General features: G+C 71.9%; 12 protein-coding genes. 9 read left to right on the forward strand and 3 right to left on the reverse strand.

From position 1 onward, the window contains the following. Nucleotides 1-87: 87 nt before the first annotated feature. Complete coding sequence (locus ACSU6M_RS24915) at nt 88-2,916, reverse strand: glycoside hydrolase family 3 C-terminal domain-containing protein (protein ID WP_437072434.1); 2,829 nt, start codon at nt 2,914-2,916, stop codon at nt 88-90. A 375-nt stretch (nt 2,917-3,291) separates the two neighbouring features. Between ACSU6M_RS24915 and ACSU6M_RS24920 the strand changes: the two genes are divergently transcribed. The 7 genes from ACSU6M_RS24920 to ACSU6M_RS24950 all read left to right on the forward strand — a co-directional run bounded on the left by ACSU6M_RS24920 (nt 3,292) and on the right by ACSU6M_RS24950 (nt 14,313). Beyond that, nucleotides 3,292-4,986 (forward strand): extracellular solute-binding protein, encoded by a 1,695-nt coding sequence (locus ACSU6M_RS24920; protein WP_437072435.1) that lies wholly within the window; start codon nt 3,292-3,294, stop codon nt 4,984-4,986. Between the two features lie 138 nt (nt 4,987-5,124). Further along, on the forward strand, nt 5,125-6,048 hold the full coding sequence (locus tag ACSU6M_RS24925; protein ID WP_437075334.1) for an ABC transporter permease: 924 nt from the start codon (nt 5,125-5,127) through the stop codon (nt 6,046-6,048). Beyond that, nucleotides 6,045-6,983 carry a carbohydrate ABC transporter permease gene (locus ACSU6M_RS24930; protein WP_437072436.1) on the forward strand — a complete coding sequence of 313 codons (939 nt, stop codon included), beginning with the start codon at nt 6,045-6,047 and terminating at the stop codon, nt 6,981-6,983. The genes ACSU6M_RS24925 and ACSU6M_RS24930 overlap by 4 nt, the downstream gene beginning before the upstream one ends. Nucleotides 6,984-7,098: 115 nt before the next feature. Next, a complete protein-coding gene (locus tag ACSU6M_RS24935) occupies nt 7,099-9,309 on the forward strand; it encodes a WD40/YVTN/BNR-like repeat-containing protein (protein WP_437072438.1) in 2,211 nt (736 codons plus the stop codon). A gap of 50 nt (nt 9,310-9,359) precedes the next feature. Beyond that, complete coding sequence (locus tag ACSU6M_RS24940; protein WP_437072440.1) at nt 9,360-11,375, forward strand: beta-galactosidase; 2,016 nt, start codon at nt 9,360-9,362, stop codon at nt 11,373-11,375. Then, a complete protein-coding gene (locus ACSU6M_RS24945; RefSeq protein WP_437072441.1) occupies nt 11,372-13,564 on the forward strand; it encodes a glycosyl hydrolase family 95 catalytic domain-containing protein in 2,193 nt (730 codons plus the stop codon). Before ACSU6M_RS24940 ends, ACSU6M_RS24945 begins: the two co-directional genes overlap by 4 nt. A gap of 35 nt (nt 13,565-13,599) precedes the next feature. Next, on the forward strand, nt 13,600-14,313 hold the full coding sequence (locus ACSU6M_RS24950; protein ID WP_437072443.1) for a glycoside hydrolase family 12 protein: 714 nt from the start codon (nt 13,600-13,602) through the stop codon (nt 14,311-14,313). 54 nt (nt 14,314-14,367) lie between these two features. Here ACSU6M_RS24950 and ACSU6M_RS24955 read toward each other — a convergent pair whose 3' ends face one another. After that, nucleotides 14,368-16,410 carry a glycoside hydrolase family 31 protein gene (locus ACSU6M_RS24955; RefSeq protein WP_437072444.1) on the reverse strand — a complete coding sequence of 681 codons (2,043 nt, stop codon included), beginning with the start codon at nt 16,408-16,410 and terminating at the stop codon, nt 14,368-14,370. 70 nt (nt 16,411-16,480) lie between these two features. After that, nucleotides 16,481-17,488: a LacI family DNA-binding transcriptional regulator gene (locus ACSU6M_RS24960; protein ID WP_437072445.1), complete on the reverse strand. Its 1,008-nt coding sequence runs from the start codon at nt 17,486-17,488 to the stop codon at nt 16,481-16,483. Nucleotides 17,489-17,948: 460 nt separating this feature from the next. Between ACSU6M_RS24960 and ACSU6M_RS24965 the strand changes: the two genes are divergently transcribed. Together ACSU6M_RS24965 and ACSU6M_RS24970 are read left to right on the forward strand one after the other, a co-directional pair. Beyond that, nucleotides 17,949-19,880 (forward strand): acyl-CoA dehydrogenase family protein, encoded by a 1,932-nt coding sequence (locus ACSU6M_RS24965; protein ID WP_437072447.1) that lies wholly within the window; start codon nt 17,949-17,951, stop codon nt 19,878-19,880. Nucleotides 19,881-19,953: 73 nt separating this feature from the next. After that, nucleotides 19,954-20,658, forward strand: a complete 705-nt coding sequence (locus tag ACSU6M_RS24970) for a hypothetical protein (RefSeq protein ID WP_437072448.1) — start codon at nt 19,954-19,956, stop codon at nt 20,656-20,658. Nucleotides 20,659-20,664 lie beyond the last annotated feature (6 nt).

A 20,664-nucleotide genomic window follows, 5' to 3' on the forward strand; every position in this document is an offset into this window, starting at 1 on the left:
GGCTTCGCAGGCGGCTGACCTGGGGCAGGGGCCGGCGCCGCTGGTGTCCGGTGCCGGCCCCTGCCGGTGTCGGTCTTGTCCGGACCCTCAACCGGAGAAGCCGACGTGCGCGAGCCGCAGCGGGCCGCGCAGTCTGAGATGCAGGTCGTGCACGCCCTCGGCGGTGAACGGGGCGTCGAGGGGCACGTAGTCGTACGGCCCCGAGGTGGGCGTCCGGGGTGACAGCACCGCCAGGACGGGCCCGCCGTCCAGGAGGACCTCCAGCACGCCCTCGCCGGCCACCTGGGCGTGGACCCGCGTCACCCCGGTGCCGAAGTCGCAGTCGCGGAAGAGGAGTTCGCCGCTGCCGCCCGCGACGGCGGTCACCGCGTCGCCGGACACCTTGGTGCGGTCGACGATCTCGGTGCCGCTCTGCTCGTCGAAGTCGGCCGCCCCGAGGTCGTGTCCGGTCACCGGGCGGGGGAGCGTGGGCTCGCCGTCGAGCGTCACCGTCGTACGCAGCCGGATGTCCTCGCTGGAGGCGCCCGCCAGCAGGTCGTAGGGCCCCGGCTCCACCCGCCAGCGGCCCCGCGCCACGTCCCAGAAGCCGAACTCCGCGACCGGCACGGCGAATTCCAGCTCGGCCCGCTCCCCGGGCGCCAGGCTCACCCTGCGGTGCCCGACCAGCTGCCGGCGCGGCCGGACCACCGAGGGGGCGGCCGCGCGGAGGTAGAGCTGGGCGACCTCGTCGGCGGTCACCGCACCGGAGTTGGTGACGCTCAGCGACACCCGGACCGTCCCGCCCTCGACGCGCGCGGCCAGATCGCCGTACGAGAACGTCGTGTACGTCAGTCCGTGGCCGAACGGGAACAGCGCCCTGCCCTCGAAGTAGAGGTAGGTCTGGCGGCTGCCGATCACGTCGTAGTCGAACAGGTCGGGCAGGTCCGCGTCACGGGCGTACCAGGTCTGCGGGAGGCGGCCGGCGGGGGAGACGTCACCGGCCAGCACCCGGGCGAGCGCGGTGCCCGCGGCCTGCCCGCCGTGCGCGGTCCACAGCACCGCGCCGAGCGGGCCCGGCTCGACCGCGTACGGGTAGGCGGAGACCAGCGCCAGCACGGTGGCGGGGTTCGCGGCGCGGGCGGCGCGCAGCAGCCGCCGCTGGTGGCCGGGCAGCCGCAGTGTCGTACGGTCCTCGGTCTCGCGGCCGCCGATGTGCGGGTCGTTGCCCGCGACGACGACCACCACGTCCGCGTCGGCCGCCACCCGCGCCACCGCGTCCTCGCCGCGCTCCACGACGACCAGCTCGAAGACGTCCCCGGCCTCCTCGGCAACCTTCACGCCGTCGGCGGCGACACACACCGGGCGACCCGTCCCCGTGTGCCGCAGGAGGTGACCGTTTCCATGGGGTTCGAGGCGGAACGTCTCCTGCACGACCCAGCCGCCCGGCTGGTCGGCGGAGGCGCGCACGAAGCCGTCCTCGGCGACCGAGAGATAGCGGCCGTCGGGCGCGCGCAGCGTCAGCACGCCCTCGCCCCAGTCGGCCAGGGCGAGTTCGGTGCCCTCGGCCTCGGCGGTCAGCGGCGGCAGATCGGTGCGGCCGGCCAGCAGGGCCGGGTCCAGGGCGCCCTGCGCGCCGCGCACCTGTCCGGGGTCGTCGTCCGCGGCCTCGGGCACCCGCAGACAGCGCCCGTCGCGGGTCCGCAGGAGCACCCGGTCCACGCCCTCGGCGAACGTCACGCGCTCCGCCCCGAACCGCTCGTACAGGCCCTCCAGCGGGGTGGAGCGGTGGATCAGCGTGCCGCTGTACCAGTCGAGCTTGCACTCGTCGGCGAGCAGTCCGACGACGGCGATCCGGGTGGTGGGCGCCAGCGGCAGCACGCCGTCGTTCTTCAGCAGCACGATCGCCTGCTCGGCCGCCTCGCGGGCCAGCTCCCGGTGCTCCTCGGTGTCGAAGGCGCCGGTGTCCTCGTGGCCGTCGAACTCCCCGAGCCGGAAGCGGACGGAGAGCTGCCGGCGTACGGCGGTGTCCACGTCCGCCTCGGTCAGCAGCCCCCTCTCCAGGGCGCCGTGGACGCGGGCGACGATCGCGGCGGAGTCGGTGCCGTGGTCGGTGAAGCTGTCGACGCCGGCCAGCAGCGCGGCGGCCGTCGCCTCCTCGTGCGTGTCGAAGTAGTGCTCGGAGTCGACCAGGTTGGAGGGCGCGCCCGCGTCCGAGCAGACCAGCAGGTCCTCCTCGGTCCAGGTGCGCAGGTGCTCGCGCAGATACGGCGACACATGGTTGGGGCGGCCGTTGACCAGGTTGTAGGCCGGCATCACCCCGGCCACCGCACCCGCCTCGACGGTCTCGCGGAAGGCGCGCAGGTCGTACTCGTGCAGCACGCGCGGGCGCACCGAGGAGGACGAGGTGTCCCTGCGCGTCTCGTTGTTGTGCGCCAGCCAGTGCTTGAGCACCGGCGCGGTGCGCCAGTACACCGGGTCCGTGCCGCGCAGCCCGCGGGTGTAGGCGGTGGCGAGGGCGGAGGTGAGCTTCGGGTCCTCCGAGTAGCCCTCCTCGTTGCGGCCCCACAGCGGGTGGCGCAGCAGGTTCACCGTCGGCGACCACACGTTGAGGCCGACGCGTTCGTCGCGGACGCGCATCGCCCGGACCTCCCGCGCCACCGCCTCGCCGACCCGGCGCACCAGCTCCTCGTTCCAGGTCGCGCCGAGCCCCACCGCCTGCGGGAACACCGTCGCCGGCCCCATCCAGGCGACCCCGTGCAGGGCCTCCTGCCCGGTGCGGAACGCGGCGACGCCGAGCCGGGGCACGGCCGGTGCGTACTGGTGCAGGAAGGACACCTTCTCGTCGAGCGTCAGCCGCGCCAGCAGATCGTCGACGCGCTTCGCGAACGGCAGCCGCGGATCGCGGAACGGCGGCACGGGCGGCGTGGATGCGGTCACGTGGGGTTCCCCCTGTGCTGGAGCGACGAGATGCTTTCGAAGCGCTTCGATGCTCAGTCGAGCGCGGCTCGGGTGTCAAGACGTTCCCCCGGAAAGACTCGTAGCTGCCCAGCAGTGCACGGGTCCGTGCGCCCGGTCGGCGGACCAGGAAACTTCGGAACGACCCTTGTGCACCCCCCAGGGTTCACTTAACCTCGCAGCAACATCGAAGCGCTTCGACAGTGATGGCGGCCCCTGCAGGCCGCGCAGAACCGCTTCCGCTCAGCCGGTCCCACTCGCTCAGCCAGTCCCGCTCGCTCAGCCAGTTCCACTGAAGACACCGCAGCCGACGGCTCCACCGCCGGGTGTCCTGGTGCGCCACGAAGGGTTGACGCAATGACGCCGAACGCCGCCACCGCCTCCTCCGCGCCCAGCCGGAGAAGCTTCCTCGCCTCCACCGCGGTCGCCACCGTGGCGGTGACCGGGGGAATGCCGCTGCTGACTGCCTGCGGCGGGTCCGGCGGCGGCTCGCGCGAGGGCACCACCTCGGGCAAGGACGCCAAGAAGATCCTTCCCGCCTACGTTGCCGGCAACGTCGTCGTCCCGGACATCCCCGCCAAGAACGGCTCGGCCATCGGCTTCACCGGCAAGCTCGACCTCGCCGGACTGAAGACCTCGGTGCCCACCCGGCTCGGCAAGGGCGGCAAGGTCACCGTCATGTCGCCGTTCTGGGGCTCGCCCCCCAAGGGCGACAACCCGTACTACACGGCGATGAACGACCTGATCGGCGTCGATGTGCGCTGGCAGAACCAGGACGGCAACACCTACGACCAGAAACTCGGCGCGGTCCTCGCCTCCAGCGACATCCCGGACATGGTGGTGATCCCCGGCTGGAACATGGGCGGCAAGATACCCAGCGCCATCATCAGCAAGTTCGCCGACCTCGGCCCGTACCTCTCCGGCGACAAGGTCAAGCAGTACCCGAACCTCGCGGCGATCCCCACCGAGGCGTGGCAGCGCTCCATCTTCGGCGGCAAGCTGATGGGCCTGCCGATGCCGGCCTCGTACGTCCCCAACATCGTGCCCTGCTACCGCCAGGACATCTTCGAGAAGGAGGGGTACGAGGTCCCCACCTCCGCCGACGAGTTCCTGGCCCTGTGCAAGGACATCACCAACGCCCGGGCCAAGCGGTGGGCGTGCGGCGACATGAAGTGGACCGCCTTCAACTCCTTCGGCGTGCTCTCCGGCGGGGAGAAGCCGCTCGGCTGGGACGTGCGGGACGGCAAGCTGGTCTACCGCCTGGAGACCGAGGAGTTCCTCGAGGCGCTGGAGTGGACCCGCAAGCTCTTCGCCGCCGGGGTCGTCCACCCCGACTTCGAGCTGGGCAAGAGCCAGGCCACCGACCCCGCCCCCAAGTTCGCCGCGGGCGAGTTCCTGATCTGGAACAACGACCTCTCCAACTGGTACGGCCAGACCGCCTCGCAGGCCACCCAGAACCCCGACTTCAAGATCTGGGGCATGGACATCTTCGGCCACGACGGCGGCGACCCGGTCCTGTGGGCCACCAACCCGGCCAACATCTTCTCCTTCGTCAGCAAGAAGGCTCCCGAGTCGGTGATCCGCGACGCGCTGGCCGTCGCCAACGTCTGCGCCGCGCCGTACGGCACCAAGGAGTACATGCTCACCAACTACGGCGTCGAGGGCACCCACTACACGGTCGAGAACGGCGTGCCGGTCAAGAACGACAAGGGCAACAACGAGGTCATCAACGCCTACGTCATGGTCACGGCCCCCGCCGCCACCATCGCCCACCCCGACTTCCCGGCCGTCGCCAAGGGCCAGGTCGAATGGCAGCAGCGGATGGGCGCCTTCACCAAGAAGTCCGCCTTCTGGGGCATGCAGATCACCGAGCCCGCCCGCTTCACCAACCTCTCCAACGACCTGGAGCAGTTGGAGGACGACGTCGTCCGCGGCCGCAAGAAGGTCAGTGACGTGCAGCAGTTCGCCTCCGAGTGGAGGAGCAGGGGCGGCGACAAGCTGCGCGACTGGTACCAGAGGATCCTCGACGAGAACGGCAGCGCGGCCAACTGATCCGGGGTCGAAGGCAAGGAGAACGCCGTGTCCCACAGCACGGTGCCTCGGAACAGCACCGAGGCGAAGACCAGGACGCCGGACGAGGAGACCGCGGCCCCGCCCGACGGCTCCGGCGAGCGCCGCCCACCGCGCAGACTGGGCCTCGGGCTCAGATTCCGGCGCGACCGGCTGCTGCTGCTGATGACCCTGCCGGCCCTCGTGCTGGTCCTGCTCTTCAACTACGTGCCGATCCTCGGCAATGTCGTCGCCTTCCAGGAGTACGACCCCTACATCAGCGAGAACGGGGTCGTCTCCATCCTGAACAGCCCCTTCGTGGGCCTGGACAACTTCCAGCGGATCTTCGAGGACTCCGCCTTCTGGAACGCCGTCCAGAACACACTGGTGCTGTTCTTCCTCCAGCTCGTGCTGTACTTCCCGATCCCGATCCTGCTCGCGCTGCTCATCAACAGCGTCGTCAGGCCCCGGGTGCGGGCGGTCGCCCAGGCCGTGCTCTACCTCCCGCACTTCTTCTCCTGGGTGCTGGTCATCGCCGTGTTCCAGCAGCTGTTCGGCGGCGCCGGGGTGCTGTCGCAGCTGCTGCGGGAGAACGGGTACGACGGCCTCGACATCATGACCAACCCGGACACCTTCCCACTGCTGATCACCGCGCAGAGCGTGTGGAAGGACGCCGGGTGGGGGATCATCGTCTTCCTCGCCGCCCTGGCCTCGGTGAGCCCCGATCTGTACGAGGCCGCCGCGATGGACGGCGCCGGTCGCTGGCGCCGGATGTGGCACGTCACCCTGCCCGCGCTGCGCCCGGTGATCGCGCTGCTGCTGGTGCTGCGGGTCGGCGACGCGCTCACCGTCGGCTTCGAGCAGATCCTGCTCCAGCGCGACGCCGTAGGACCCGGGGCCGGTGAGGTCCTCGACACCTTCGTGTGGTGGAACGGCGTGCGCAACCAGGACTTCAGCTACGCGGCCGCGGCCGGACTGATCAAGGGCGTCATCAGCCTGGGCCTGGTGCTCGCGGCCAACAAGGTGGCCCATCTCATGGGCGAGCAGGGGGTGTACAAGAAGTGACCGCCGTCATGGACAAGCCGCCCGTACGGGAACCCCGGTGGTGGCAGGCACCGCCCCGGCCGGCGTGGGAGGAGGCGCCCTCCAAGGCGGGGATCGCGGGCAAGGGGCTCGCTCTCACGCTGGCCTGCCTGGCCATCCTCTTCCCGCTGTGGATCGTCGTCGTCACCAGCCTCTCCTCGCGCAGGACCATCGACGAGGCCGGCGGGCTGGTGATCGTGCCCGACGAGATCACCTTCGTCGCCTACGAGGAGCTGCTGAGCGGAGGACAGGTCACCCGCGCCACGGCCATCAGCCTCCTGGTCACCCTCGTCGGCACGCTGTTCTCGATGACCGTCTCCGTCCTGTGCGCCTACGGGCTGTCCCGCACGGGGTCCCTCGGGCACCGGTGGATCCTGATGACCCTGCTGGCGACCATGTTCTTCAGCGCCGGTCTCATCCCGACGTATCTGCTGGTGCAGACCCTCGGGCTGACCGACACCTATCTCGCGCTGATCCTGCCGAGCGCGGTCAGTGTCTTCAACATCCTGGTGCTGCGCGGGTTCTTCATGGGCATCTCGCAGGAACTCATCGACTCCGCGCGGATCGACGGGGCCGGGGACTTCCGGATCCTCTGGCAGATCGTCATGCCGCTGTCGCGGGCCGTGATCGCCGTCATCACGCTCTTCTACGCGGTGGGCTACTGGAGTGCGTGGTTCAACGCCTCCCTGTATCTGAACGACCAGGACATGATGCCGCTGCAGAACGTCATGATCCAGCTGGTGCAGAAGCAGGAGGCGCCGGTGGGCCTCGGGCAGGCCATCAAGACGGGTGAGCTGTCCGGGCTGGCCGTGCAGATGGCGGTGATGGTGATGGCGTTGCTGCCGGTGGCGGTGCTGTCGCCGTTCGTGCAGCGGCATTTCAAGAAGGGCATGTTGACCGGGGCCGTCAAGGGCTGAGCGCCGTAGGGCTCCTGTTGTCTGCCGGGTGCCGGTTCGTCGTGGCCTGTCGCGCGGTTCCCCGCGCCCCTCCGAGGTATCTCCACGGCTCCCTACTCATACAGCGAGGTATGTCATGTGTGCGTCAAGCCCCTCCCGGCGAACCGTACTTGCAAGCGGTGCGGCCGCCGCCCTCGCGGTCACGGCGTTGCCCTCCCCGGCATCCGCCCAGGCCGCACCCGCCCCCCGCGAGCCCTACCGCTGGCGGAACGTCGTCATCGGCGGGACCGGATTCGTCACCGGCGTGCTGTTCCACCCCTCCGTGCGCGGGCTCGCCTACGCGCGGACGGACATCGGCGGTGCCTACCGGTGGGACGACCGCAAGGCCCGCTGGATCCCGCTGACCGACCACCTCGGCTGGGACGACTGGAACCTGCTCGGCGTGGAGGCCATGGCCGTCGACCCCGCCCACCCGGACCGCCTCTACCTCGCCCTCGGCACCTACACCCAGCCCTGGGCCGGCAACGGGGCCGTGCTGCGCTCCGAGGACCGGGGCGCCACCTGGGCACGCACCGACCTGACGGTGAAGCTCGGCGCCAACGAGGACGGCCGGGGCTGCGGCGAGCGCCTTCTCGTGGACCCGCGCGACAGCGACACCCTGTGGCTGGGCACCCGGCACGACGGGCTGCTGCGGTCCACCGACCGGGGCGCCACCTGGGCCCCCGCCCCCGGCTTCCCGGCGACCCCCGGCGCCACCGGGCAGGGCGTCACCCTGCTGGTCGCCGCGGGGCGACACGTGTACGCCGGCTGGGGCGACGGCGACGCCACCGCACCGCACCTGTTCCGCACCGGCGACGGCGTCACCTGGACCCCCGTCCCCGGCCAGCCCTCCGGCACCGCCGCCCAGGTCCCCGTCCGCGCCGCCTACGACCGGCTCACCCGCGAGCTGTACGTGACCTACGCCGACGCGCCCGGCCCGAACGGGCAGTCCGACGGCAGCGTGCACAAGCTGGCCACCGGCAGCGGGAGGTGGACCGACGTCACCCCGGTACGGCCGGGCGGCACCGCGCCCGACGGCGGCGCCGACACCTTCGCCTACGGCGGCGTCGCCGTGGACGCCCGCCGCCCCGGCACCGTCGTGGTCTCCACCAACAACCGCTGGGCGGCCGTCGACACCCTGTACCGCACCACCGACGGCGGCCGCACCTGGACGTCCCTGAAGGAGTCCGCCGTTCTCGACGTGTCCGAGACCCCCTATCTCAAGTGGGGCCGAAGCAGCCCCAAGTTCGGCTGGTGGATCCAGGCGCTGGCCGTCGACCCGTACGACTCCCGGCATGTCGTCTACGGCACCGGCGCCACCCTCTACGGCACCCGCGACCTCGTGCACTGGGCCCCGCAGATCCGCGGCCTGGAGGAGACGGCCGTGCGGCAGCTGATCTCGCCCCCGGTCGGGAAGGCGCACCTGATCAGCGGTTCGGGGGACATCGGCGTGATGTACCACGAACGGCTCACGGCGTCTCCGGCGGACGGCATGGCGGCGAACCCCGTGTTCGGGTCGGCGACGGGACTCGCGCAGGCCGCGGCCAGACCGTCGTACGTCGTCCGCAGCGGCTGGGGCGACCACGGCAACGGCGCGTTCTCCGAGGACGGCGGGCGGACCTGGGCGCCCTTCGCGGCCCAGCCCGGCATCGCGCGCGACGCACCGGGGCCGATCGCCACCGACGCCGACGGCGGTGTGCTGCTGTGGTCCTTCCTGCACTGGGACGGCACCAGGCACCCCACGTACCGCTCGGCGGACAACGGCACGACCTGGTCCGAGATCCCCTCCTTCCCGAAGGGCGCCACGCCGGTCGCCGACCCGGCCGACCCGACGCTCTTCTACGCGTACGACACCGACACAGGAACGGTATACGCCAGCACTGACAGTGGCCGTTCCTTCACCGCCCGGGCGACCGGACTGCCCTCCGGGGACAGTCAGTTCAAGCTGGTCGCGGCCCCGGGAAGCTCCGGTGACCTGTGGCTCAGCGCCAAGGGGAACGGGCTGTACCGGTCCACCGACGGCGGCGCGAGCTTCTTCAAGGTCGAGAGCTGCTCGGCCTCGTACACCCTCGGCTTCGGCAAGGCCGCCGACGGTGCCGACTACCCGGCGATCTACCAGGTCGGCACCACCGACGCCGTCACCGCCGTCTACCGCTCCGACGACGCGGCGAAGAGCTGGGTGCGCATCAACGACGACCGGCACCAGTGGGGCTGGACCGGCGAGGCCATCACCGGCGACCCCCGCATCCACGGCCGCGTCTACCTCGCCACCAACGGCCGCGGCATCCAGTACGGAGACCCGGCATGACGCGGGAACCGGCAGGACCGCGCCCGCCCCGGCAACCGGCGGGCGCCCGCATGCCCCAGTCACCCGCGGACCCCCGCACGACCGAGCCCCCGGCAGCCGCCGGCCCCACCCTCGCCACCGCCACCCGCGGCCGCATCCTCTTCGGCGGCGACTACAACCCCGAGCAGTGGCCCGAGGAGACCTGGCACGAGGACGTCCGGCTGATGAAGGACGCCGGCGTCAACTCCGTCACCCTCGGCGTCTTCTCCTGGTCGAAGCTCGAACCCGAGCCCGGCGCCAGGGAGTTCGGCTGGCTCGACCGGCTCATGGACCTGATGCACGCAGGCGGCATCGGCGTCGTCCTGGCCACCCCCACCTCCTCCCCGCCGCCCTGGATGGGCCGGCTGCACCCCGACACCCTGCCCCGCGACGCCGAGGGCCGTATCGAATGGTGGGGCGGCCGCCAGCACTTCTCGCACTCCAGCGCCACCTACCGCCGGTACGCCGCCGCCATCACCGAGGACCTGGCCGCCCGTTACGCCGGCCACCCCGCCCTCACGATGTGGCACATCAACAACGAGTACTGCACCGTCGACCACGGCGACGAGGCGGCCGCCGCCTTCCGCCGCTGGCTGCGCGCGAAGTACCAGAGCCTCGACGCGCTCAACGACGCCTGGGGCACCGCCTTCTGGAGCCAGGGCTACGACACCTGGGACGGCGTCCTGCCCCCGCGCCACGCCCACTATCTGAACAACCCCACCCAGGTGCTCGACTTCCGCCGCTTCACCTCCGACATGCTCCTGGAGTGCTTCCGGGCCGAGCGGGACATCGTCCGCCGGCACACCCCGCACCTGCCGGTCACCACCAACTTCATGGCGCTGTTCACCGGTGTGGACGCCTGGCGCTGGGCCGAGGAGGAGGACGTCGTCTCCGTCGACCTCTACCCCGACCCCCGCGACCCCCTCGGCGCCCAGTTCGGGGCGCTGGTCCAGGACATGACCCGCTCCCAGGCCCGCGGCCCCTGGATGCTGATGGAACAGGCCGCCGGTCCCGTCAACTGGCGTGGCGTCAACCACCCCAAGCCGCGGGGCCTCAACCGGCTGTGGTCGCTGCAGGCCGTGGCCCGCGGTGCCGACGCCGTCTGCTACTTCCAGTGGCGCCAGTCCCGGCAGGGCGCGGAGAAGTTCCACTCCGGGATGGTCAGCCACGCGGGGGAGGAGGGCCGTACCTTCCAGGAGGTCAAGCGGATCGGCGCCGATCTGCGCAAGCTCGGCCCGGTCACCGGCGCGGACATCGCCGCGGACGTGGCGATCCTGCACGACTGGCATTCCTGGTGGGCCGCCGAGCAGGACGGCCGTCTGTCCACCGCGGCCGGGGCCGGCCACCCCGACGTGCTGCGCGCCTGGCACCGCGCCCTGTGGCAGGCCCACCTGACCACCGACTTCGCCCACCCCGAGCACGACCTGAGCGGCTACCGGCTGGTCGTCGTCCCCCAGGCGTACGCCCTCACCGACGCGGCGATCGAGAACCTGCTCGCGTACGCCGCCGGGGGCGGCACCCTGGTCTGCGGCTTCCTCACCGGCGTCGCCGACGAGGACGACCGGGTGCGGCCCGGCGGCATGGACGCCCGGCTGCGCGAGCTGTTCGGCATCCGCACCCTGCACGAGTGGTGGCCGCTGGACGCGGGGGAGGGCGTGCCGTGCGACGGGTTCCGCGGCACGGTGTGGTCGGAGGAGCTGGAGGCCGAGGCGGACGAGACGTTCGCGTACCAGGGGGCCGAGCTCGACGGCCTGCCCGCCGTCCTCCGCACGGGCCGCGCCTGGTACCTCTCCACCCTCCCCGAACCGGAGGCGCTGCGCGCCCTGCTCGCGCGGATCGCCGCCGAGGCGGGTGCCCGGCCGGTGCTGGACGGCCTCCCCGCCGACGTCGAGGCCGTGCGCCGCGGTGAGCTGCTGTTCCTGCTCCACCACGGCCGCGAGCCGGTCACCGTCACCGTGCCGGGCACCCACCGGGAGCTGCTCACCGGCGAGACGGTCACGGACCGGATCACCCTCGGCCGCCACGGCGTGGCGGTGCTCGCACCATGAGCGGCGGACCCGTCCACGCCACCTGGGAGCCCCTCCCCGCGGCCCGCTGGGAGGACTCCTTCCTCACCGGCAACGGCCACCACGGCGCCCTCGTGTCCGGCGACCCGAACGACGACCGGATCATCGTCACCCATCACACCCTGGTACGCCCCGACGACGGCACCCACCGCCACCCTCCGCAGCTCGCCGCCGAACTCCCCGCGCTCCAGGACAGACTGCTCGCCGGCGACCTCACCGCGGCCGAGGAGTTCACCGACGGCCGCCCGCTGACGTGGGTGCGGCCCTTCCACCCGGCCTTCGCCCTGCGCCAGCGCCGACCGGCCGCCCGGCGGCACGCCTACCGCCGCCGGGTCGACTTCACCACCGGCGAGACCACCGCCCGCACCCACGACTGGACCAGCCGCGTCTTCGTCTCCCGCGCCGACGACGTGATCGTCCAGCACATCGCCGGCCCCGGCCTGACCCTCGACCTCACCCTCGACCACCGCCTCCCCGGCGCACCCCCCGGCCTGCGCGTCGGCCACAGCGCCCACCTCACCCCCGAGGGCGCCGCCCTCACCCTGCGCGTCCGCTACCCCGACAGCGACCTCGCCTACACCGGCGTGACCGTGGCCGCCGTCACCGGCGGACTCACCACCCTGGCCGCACCCGGCACCCGCATCGAGGGCGCCGCCTCGGCCCTGCTCCTCACCCGGGTGCGCCGCCACACCGGCGAGCTGGACGCCGTCGAGGAGACCCGCGCCCTGCGCGATCTGCTCCACCGGACGGCGTACGACGATCTCCTGCACAGACACCTCGCCCTGCACCGCACCGCCTACACCCGCGTCACCCTCGACCTCGCCGCCGACCCCGCCGAACGGGCCCTTCCCGGCTCGGAGTTGCTGACCAGGCCCCACAGCCCCGCCCTCCTGGAGCGCCTGTTCGCCGCCGGCCGCTACCACCTGCTGTCCGCCTCCGGCCTGCTGCCGCCCCGGCTGACCGGCCTGTGGACCGGCGACTGGGACACCGCGTGGTCCGGCGCCTTCACCACCGACGCCAACCTCAACCTCCAGACCGCCTCGGCGGCGGCCGCGGCACTCCCCGAAGTCACCGAGGCCCATGCCCAGCTGATCCACGGTCAGCTCGACGACTGGCGGGACAACGCCCGAGCCGTCTTCGGCGCCCGCGGCATCGTCGCCCCCGCCCACACCGACGGCGAGTCCGGACATGCGTACCACTTCTCCCGCGAGTACCCCCTGCACCTGTGGACCGCGGGCGCCGACTGGCTGCTCAAACCGCTCGTCGACCACGACGAGACCTACGGCACCCGCGACCCGCGCACGGCCGGAGCCCTCGCCGAACTCGCCGACTTCTACGAGGACTTCCTCACCCGCACCGACGCCGACGGCCGCCTCGTCGTCGTCCCCTCCTACTCGCCCGAGAACCGCCCCGCCAACGGCAGCTGGGGCGCGATCGACGCGGCCATGGACCTGTCCGCCGCCCGCCACGCCCTGCTGACCGCCGCCGACTACCACCCGGAACGGGCCGAACGCCTGCGCGCCCTCGCCCACCGCCTCCCGCCGCACCGCGTCAACGCGGACGGCGCCCTCGCCGAATGGGCCCGGCCCGGCCTCGACGACACCTACGACCACCGCCACCTCAGCCACCTCTACGGCGTCTGGCCCCTGGACGAGATCACGCCGTACGACACCCCCGCACTCGCCGAGGCCGCCCACCGCGCCCTCGCACTGCGCGGCGCCGAGAACGACTCCGCGCACGGCCATCTCCACCACGCGCTCGTCGCGGCCCGCCTGAAGGACCCGGCACGCCTCGCCCACGCCCTCGACCGGGTCCTCGGCGGCGACTTCTTCCACGCCTCCCTGATGAGCGCCCACTACCCGCATCGCGACGTCTACAACGCGGACGCCGCCCACACCCTCCCCGCCGTACTGATCGAGGCGCTCGTCCAGTCGACCCCGGCCCGGCTCGTGCTGCTCCCCGCCCTCCCCGACGCGCTGCCCGAGGGCCGGCTCCGCGGCATCCGCACCCGGTTCGGCGCCGAGCTCGACCTGTCCTGGAGCCCCGAGGGGGCGACCGCCCTCATCCGCCCCACGCGCACCTGCCGCGTGGACCTCCGAACCCCCTCCGGCGAGCAGTCGCTCGACCTCGTCGCCGGAGAGGACCACGTCCTCACCCTGAGGGCGCGGTGACCGCGCATCTCCCCCCACCCATGGAAGGGACACCCATGGCACGACACCTCCGCGGAAGGTTCCTCACCGCTCTGCTCGCCCCGGCCCTCGCCCTCGGCGCCACGGTCGGCCTCGCCGCCGCCCCCGCCCAGGCCGCGGTCTGGTCCACCTGCGACCAGTGGGGCAACACCACCCTGAACGGCTACACCCTCTACAACAACATCTGGGGCTCCGGCGCCGGCAGCCAGTGCGTCTGGGCCAACTCCGGCACCAACTGGGGCGTCTGGGCGAACCACCCCAATACGGGCGGCATCAAGTCGTACCCCAACGCCAAGAAGGTGATCAACAAGCCGATCACCTCGATCGGTTCGCTCACCAGCAGCTACAACGTCACGGTCCCGACCTCCGGCGCGTACAACACGTCCTACGACATCTGGGACACCGACTACGACCACGAGATCATGCTCTGGGTCAACCACAACGGCGCCGTCGGCCCGCTCGGCACCTTCCAGGGCACCGTCAGCCTGGGCGGCCACACCTGGAACGTCTACAAGGGCAACAACGGCGCCAACGAGGTCTACTCGTTCCTGCGCACCTCCGACTCCAGCTCCGGCACGGTGAACATCCTGCCGATCCTGAAATGGATCAAGGACACCAAGCGCTGGTTCGGCAACGAGACCATCGGTGACGTGCAGTTCGGCTACGAGATCACCTCGTCGTCCGGCGGCCTCGACTTCCGCACCAACAACCTGACGGTCAGCAGCAGTTGACCCGGTGAAGGACGTGCGGCCGGTCCCTCCCCTACGGGACCGGCCGCACGCGTCTCACTCGGCGATCGGCAGCCGCGCCCCGTCCCGCAGGAACAGCGGGATGCGGTCCAGGGGGGCGTCGACCGTCACCGCCGTACCGCCCTCGTACGTCTGACCGGTCCACGCGTCCGTCCAGCGGGCGCCCGCCGGGAGATACGCCGTACGGACCGTCGCGCCCGCCGTGAGCACCGGGGCGACCAGCAGGTCACGGCCGAAGAGATAGGCGTCGTCGACCTGCCAGGCGGCCTGGTCGTCGGGGAACTCCAGGAACAGCGGCCGCATCACCGGCAGCCCCTCCTCGTGGGCCTCCCGCATGACGTCCAGGACGTACGGCTTCAGGCGCTCGCGCAGCCGCAGATACCGCTCCATGATCGCCCCGGCCTCCTCGCCGTAGGACCACACCTCGTTGGGACCGCCGGTCATCTCCGGGCCCAGCGGCATACCGGGCTCGCGGAAGCCGTGCAGCCGCATCAGCGGGGACAGCGCGCCGAACTGGAACCAGCGGACCATCACCTCCCGGTACTCCTTGTCGTCCGGGTCGCCGCCGTGGAAGCCGCCGATGTCGGTGTTCCACCACGGGATGCCGGACAGCGCGGTGTTCAGACCGGCCGCGATCTGCCGGCGCAGGGTCGCGAAGTCGGTGCCGATGTCACCCGACCACAGCGCCGCTCCGTAGCGCTGACTGCCCGCCCACGCCGAGCGGTTGAGGGTGATGATCTCCGACTCGCCCTCGGACACGAGCCCTTCGTGGAAGGTGCGGGCATTCTCCGCCGGGTAGAGGTTGCCGACCTCCGGGCCGGGGCCCGCCCAGTAGCGCAGGTTCTCCGGGAAGCCGGGCTTGAGCTCGGGCTCGCAGGCGTCCAGCCAGAACGCCTTGATGCCGTACGGGTCCAGGTAGTTGGCCTTGATCCTCGACCACAGGAACGCGCGGGCATCCGGGTTGGTGGCGTCGTAGAAGGCCACCTGGACCGTGGACGCCACCTCCTTGTCGGGCCAGTCGGCGTGGGCGAGGGGGCCGTACTGGGTGCCGATGAAGTAGCCGCGCTGTTCCATCACCGGGTGGTTCTCGGACAGCGGGGACACCGACGGCCAGACGCTCACCATCAGCTTGACGCCCAGCTCGTCCAGCTCGCGGACCATGGCCGCCGGGTCCGGCCACTCCTTCGGGTCGAACTTCCACTCGCCCAGGTGCGTCCAGTGGAAGAAGTCGCAGACGATGACGTCGAGGGGCAGGCCCCGGCGCTTGTACTCCCGCGCCACCGCCAGGAGTTCGTCCTGGGTGCGGTAGCGCAGCTTGCACTGCCAGAAGCCCGCCGCCCACTGCGGCAGCATCGGTGTGCGGCCGGTCACGGCGCTGTAGCGGCGCTGGGCGTCGGCCGGGGCGCCCGCGGTGATCCAGTAGTCGATCTGGCGGGCCGAGTCGGCCACCCAGCGGGTGCCGTTGTGCGCCAGCTCGACGCGGCCGATCGCCGGGTTGTTCCACAGCAGGGTGTAGCCGCGGCTGGAGGTCAGCACCGGTATGCCCACCTCGGCGTTGCGCTGCACCAGGTCCAGGACCAGGCCCTTCTGGTCCAGCCGGCCGTGCTGGTGCTGGCCCAGGCCGTACAGCTGCTCGCCCTCGTAGGCGGCGAACCGCTGCTCCAGGCGGTGGTGGCCGCCGCCGACCGCCGTGTACAGCCGGGGGCCGGGCCACCAGAAGTGGGCGCGTTCCTCGGCCAGCAGCTCGCTGGAGTCGTCGGTGCGCACAAAGCGGATCAGGCCCTCGGCGTCGATGTCGACGGTGAGCGCGCCGACGGTCAGCCGGCCCCGGCCGTCCTCGATCTTGACGGTGGACGAGGCGGCCGGGGCCTCGTCCAGCAGAGCGCCGGGGAGCCCGTCCAGGACCGGCCCGCCGAGCCGGGCGCGCACCCGGACCGCGTCCGGCCCCCACGCTTCGACGCGTACGGTCTCCTGGCGGCCGCTCCACTCCAGCGCCCCGTCCCGCTCACGGAACGTGCCGACGGTGGGGGAGGACTGCGCGAGGCTCACCTTGGGCGGGTTTTCGGCAGGCTGAATCACGAGGCGTACTCCTGGATGAGGACAGGGTGATGCCACCCCCGAGGCGGCGGCACGGCAGACGTACAGGGCGTCAGGAAGCGGCCGGCCCCGAGCTGGCCCGCACCGTCAACTCGGGTTCGATCAGCACGACCTGGTCACCGTCGCGCCCGTCCAGCTTGGCCGCCAGCAGCTCCACCGCGTGCCGCCCCATCTCCTGCGCGGGGATGGCCACGGACGTCAGCCGCACCGAGGACTGGACGGCGACCTGGTCCGGACAGATCGCGACCACCGACACGTCCTCCGGGACGGCCCGGCCCTGCTGGCGCAGCAGCGCGAGCAGCGGCTCCACGGCCGACTCGTTCTGCACGACGAAGGCGGTGGTGTCCGGCCGTTCGTCGAAGACGCGGGCGAGCGTCGAGGCCATCGCGTCGTACCCGCCCTCGCACGGCCGGTGCAGCAGGCGCACCCCCAACGCGCGGGCGCGGGTGCGCAGTCCGTCCAGGGTGCGCTCCGCGAACCCGGTGTGCCGCTCGTAGACCGCGGGGGCCTCGCCGATGACGGCGATGTCACGGTGGCCGAGCGTCGCCAGCTGCTCCACACACAGCGCGCCCGTCGCGGTCCAGTCCAGGTCCACGCAGGTCAGACCGGTGGTGTCGGCGGGCAGCCCGATCAGCACGGACGGCTGGTCGGTGCCGCGCAGCAGCGGCAGCCGCTCGTCCTCCAGCTCCACGTCCATCAGGATCATCGCGTCGGCGAGCCCGCTGCCGGTGACCCGCCGCACCGCGTCGGGGCCCTCCTCGCCGGTCAGCAGCAGCACGTCGTAGCCGTGCGTGCGGGCGGTGGTGGCGACCGCGATGGCGATCTCCATCATCACCGGCACATACATGTCCGTGCGCAGCGGGATCATCAGCGCGATGATGTTGGACCGCTTGCCGGCCAGCGCGCGGGCACCGGCGTTCGGGTGGTAGCCCAGTTCCCTGATGCTCTCCTCGACCCGCTGCCGGGTGGTGGCGGAGATGGACCGCTTGCCGCTGAGGACATAGCTCACCGTGCTCGCCGACACTCCGGCGTGCTGGGCGACCTCGGCGAGGGTGACCATCCAGCTCTCCCAGTTCTAGTGAAGCGCTTCGACAGCAAGCGTTGCGGACAACGGCGAGTGAGGGTGGTTCGACAGTAGCTCCACCGAAGGTGGGTGTCCATAGTCCGTCGAAGCGCTTCGACAGCCTTCTCCGCCGCCACGGCAGCGCCGGCACCCGGCGGCCACCGGCCGACGTACGCGAACGGTCCCCCGGAAGACCCCCGCCCGCAACACCGCGGGCCGCGGCCGCCGCAGAAGCCCCTCGCCGCCCCGCCGCCCACCGGACCCCCCGTCGCCGGGGCCGGCGGCCTGCCGATCCGCGAGGTGCCGGGTGCTGGACATCCGGGCGTATTCCGTCGACATCGGCCGAACGGCCGCGCGAGGACTGGTGGGGCCGTCCGCTTTCGGGTACATACGATCCGGTAGCACCGATCAGTAACGTACGGTCCCCAAGATCCCTCTTCGCGGCGAGGTGAGCCTCATGTCCGCTGCAACGCCCCCACGCAACGTCACCGAGCGTGAGGCCCGCCAGGTCGCGGAGGCGGCCCGGGAACAGGACTGGCGCAAGCCCAGCTTCGCCAAGGAACTGTTCCTCGGGCGCTTCCGCCTGGACCTCATCCACCCCCACCCGCTCCCGGCACCCGAAGACGCCCAGCGCGGCGAGGAGTTCCTCGCCAAACTCCGCGACTTCTGCGAGACGAAGATCGACCCGTCGGTCATCGAGCGCGACGCCCGCATCCCCGACGGCGTGATCAACGGGCTCAAGGAGCTCGGCGCCCTCGGCATGAAGATCGACCCCAAGTACGGCGGCCTCGGCCTCACCCAGGTCTACTACAACAAGGCCCTCGCCCTGGTCGGCTCCGTCAGCCCCGCCGTCGGCGCCCTGCTCAGCGCCCACCAGTCCATCGGCGTCCCCCAGCCGCTGAAGATCTTCGGCACCCAGGAGCAGAAGGACACCTTCCTGCCCCGCTGCGCCCGCACCGACATCTCCGCCTTCCTGCTCACCGAACCGGACGTCGGCTCCGACCCGGCCCGTCTGGCCACCACCGCGGTGCCCGACGGCGACGACTACATCCTCGACGGCGTGAAGCTGTGGACCACCAACGGCGTCATCGCCGACCTCCTCGTCGTCATGGCGCGCGTACCGCGCTCCGAGGGCCACCCGGGCGGCATCACCGCGTTCGTCGTGGAGGCCGCCTCCGAGGGCATCACCGTCGAGAACCGCAACGCCTTCATGGGCCTGCGCGGCATCGAGAACGGCGTCACCCGCTTCCACCGGGTCCGCGTCCCGGCCGCGAACCGCATCGGCCCCGAGGGCTCCGGTCTGAAGATCGCCCTCACCACCCTCAACACCGGTCGCCTCTCCCTGCCCGCGATGTGCGCGGGCGCCGGCAAGTGGTGCCTGAAGATCGCCCGCGAATGGTCCCGGGCCCGCGAGCAGTGGGGCAAGCCGGTCGCCCTGCACGAGGCCGTCGGCTCCAAGATCAGCTTCATCGCGGCGACCACCTTCGCCCTCGAAGCGGTCCTCGACCTCTCCTCGCAGATGGCCGACGAGGACCGCAACGACATCCGCATCGAGGCCGCCCTCGCCAAGCTCTACGGCTCCGAGATGGCCTGTCTGATGGCCGACGAACTCGTCCAGATCCGCGGCGGCCGCGGCTTCGAGACCGCCGAGTCCCTGCGCGCCCGCGGCGAACGCGCCGTCCCCGCCGAGCAGATACTGCGCGACCTGCGCATCAACCGCATCTTCGAGGGCTCCACCGAGATCATGCACCTGCTCATCGCCCGCGAGGCCGTCGACGCCCACCTCAGCGTCGCCGGCGACCTCATCGACCCGGAGAAGTCCCTCGCCGACAAGGCCAGGGCGGGCGCCAACGCCGGTGTCTTCTACGCCAAGTGGCTGCCCAAGCTGGTCGCCGGCCCCGGCCAGCTCCCCGCCGCCTACGGCGACTTCCGCCACGAGGTCGACCTCTCCGGCCATCTGCGCTACGTCGAACGGCACGCCCGCAAACTCGCCCGCTCCACCTTCTACGCCATGTCCCGCTGGCAGGGCCGCATGGAGACCAAACAGGGCTTCCTCGGCCGGATCGTCGACATCGGCGCCGAACTGTTCGCCATGAGCGCCGCCTGCGTCCGCGCCGAACTCCTGCGCCGCCAGAACGACCACGGCCGCGAGGCGTACCAGCTCGCCGACGCCTTCTGCCACCAGGCCCGCATCCGCGTCGAGGAACTCTTCGACCGCCTGTGGACCAACACCGACGACATCGACCGCAAGGTCGTCAAGGGCGTGCTCGCCGGCACCTACACCTGGCTGGAGGAAGGCGTCCTGGACCCCTCCGGCGACGGCCCCTGGATCGCCGACGCCACACCCGGCCCCTCGGCACGGGAGAACGTCCACCGGCCCATCCGCTGACCCCGGCCCTCCCCACCCCGGTGCCTGGTGCACAATCGCACTCTGTTCGATCAACAGCACAGGGGTGGGGGACATGTTCGGCGCACGGGCACGACGTACGGCGATCGCGGTGGCCGTTCTGATGGGGACGGCCGCCTGCGGCGGAGGCGACGGGGGAGGGGCGGGCACGGAGGCGGGCCCCGAGCCGCTCACCGAGGCGCAGCTGGTGGCCGCGGCGCTCGCGGAGGGCGAGCCCGCCGGGATGCACGCCGTGAGCGACCCGGTGAGCGAGGACGGCCCGATCGCCGATGTGTACACCGCGCGGCCGGCCGTCTGCCAGCCGCTGGTCAGCCTCGCCGAGGGAGCCACCGACCACGACCCCGTCGCGGAGGTCCACCGGGTCACCTCCGACCCGTACGCCGAGCCGGGCGTCACGGTCGACATCCAGCTGCGCTCCTACGCCGCCCAGGACGCCGCCGCGATCATGAAGTCGCTCGGCAGGGCCGGCCGGGAGTGCGCGGGCGGCTTCACCGAGGAGCGGGCGGCCACCGACGCGAAGGTCCTCGCGGTCGAGACCGTCGAGGCGCCCGACCTCGGCGACGAGGCGCACGCCTTCCGCATCGTCACCCAGGACGTCAAGGACCCCGGCCTGAAGCTGTACGACTATCTGACCGTCGTGCGTTCCGGCTCGACCACCCTCTCCTTCCGGGCGGATCTCCTCGGCACCGAGGACTTCGGCGGCGTCCCCGCCGAGATCGTCGACGCCCAGTGGCAGAAGTTCACCAAGTACACCGCATGACGCGCA

Origin of the sequence: Streptomyces sp. enrichment culture (assembly GCF_964272895.1) — a bacterium.
Taxonomy (GTDB): Bacteria; Actinomycetota; Actinomycetes; order Streptomycetales; family Streptomycetaceae; genus Streptomyces.

Bases quoted from the DNA above. Each gene is read 5' to 3' on its own strand.
- ACSU6M_RS24920 (WP_437072435.1), top strand. From the start codon at position 3,292: ATGACGCCGAACGCCGCCACCGCCTCCTCCGCGCCCAGCCGGAGAAGC.
- ACSU6M_RS24935 (WP_437072438.1), top strand. From the start codon at position 7,099: ATGTGTGCGTCAAGCCCCTCCCGGCGAACCGTACTTGCAAGCGGTGCG.
- ACSU6M_RS24940 (WP_437072440.1), top strand. From the start codon at position 9,360: ATGCCCCAGTCACCCGCGGACCCCCGCACGACCGAGCCCCCGGCAGCC.
- ACSU6M_RS24945 (WP_437072441.1), top strand. From the start codon at position 11,372: ATGAGCGGCGGACCCGTCCACGCCACCTGGGAGCCCCTCCCCGCGGCC.
- ACSU6M_RS24950 (WP_437072443.1), top strand. From the start codon at position 13,600: ATGGCACGACACCTCCGCGGAAGGTTCCTCACCGCTCTGCTCGCCCCG.
- ACSU6M_RS24960 (WP_437072445.1), bottom strand. From the start codon at position 17,488: ATGGTCACCCTCGCCGAGGTCGCCCAGCACGCCGGAGTGTCGGCGAGC.
- ACSU6M_RS24965 (WP_437072447.1), top strand. From the start codon at position 17,949: ATGTCCGCTGCAACGCCCCCACGCAACGTCACCGAGCGTGAGGCCCGC.
- ACSU6M_RS24970 (WP_437072448.1), top strand. From the start codon at position 19,954: ATGTTCGGCGCACGGGCACGACGTACGGCGATCGCGGTGGCCGTTCTG.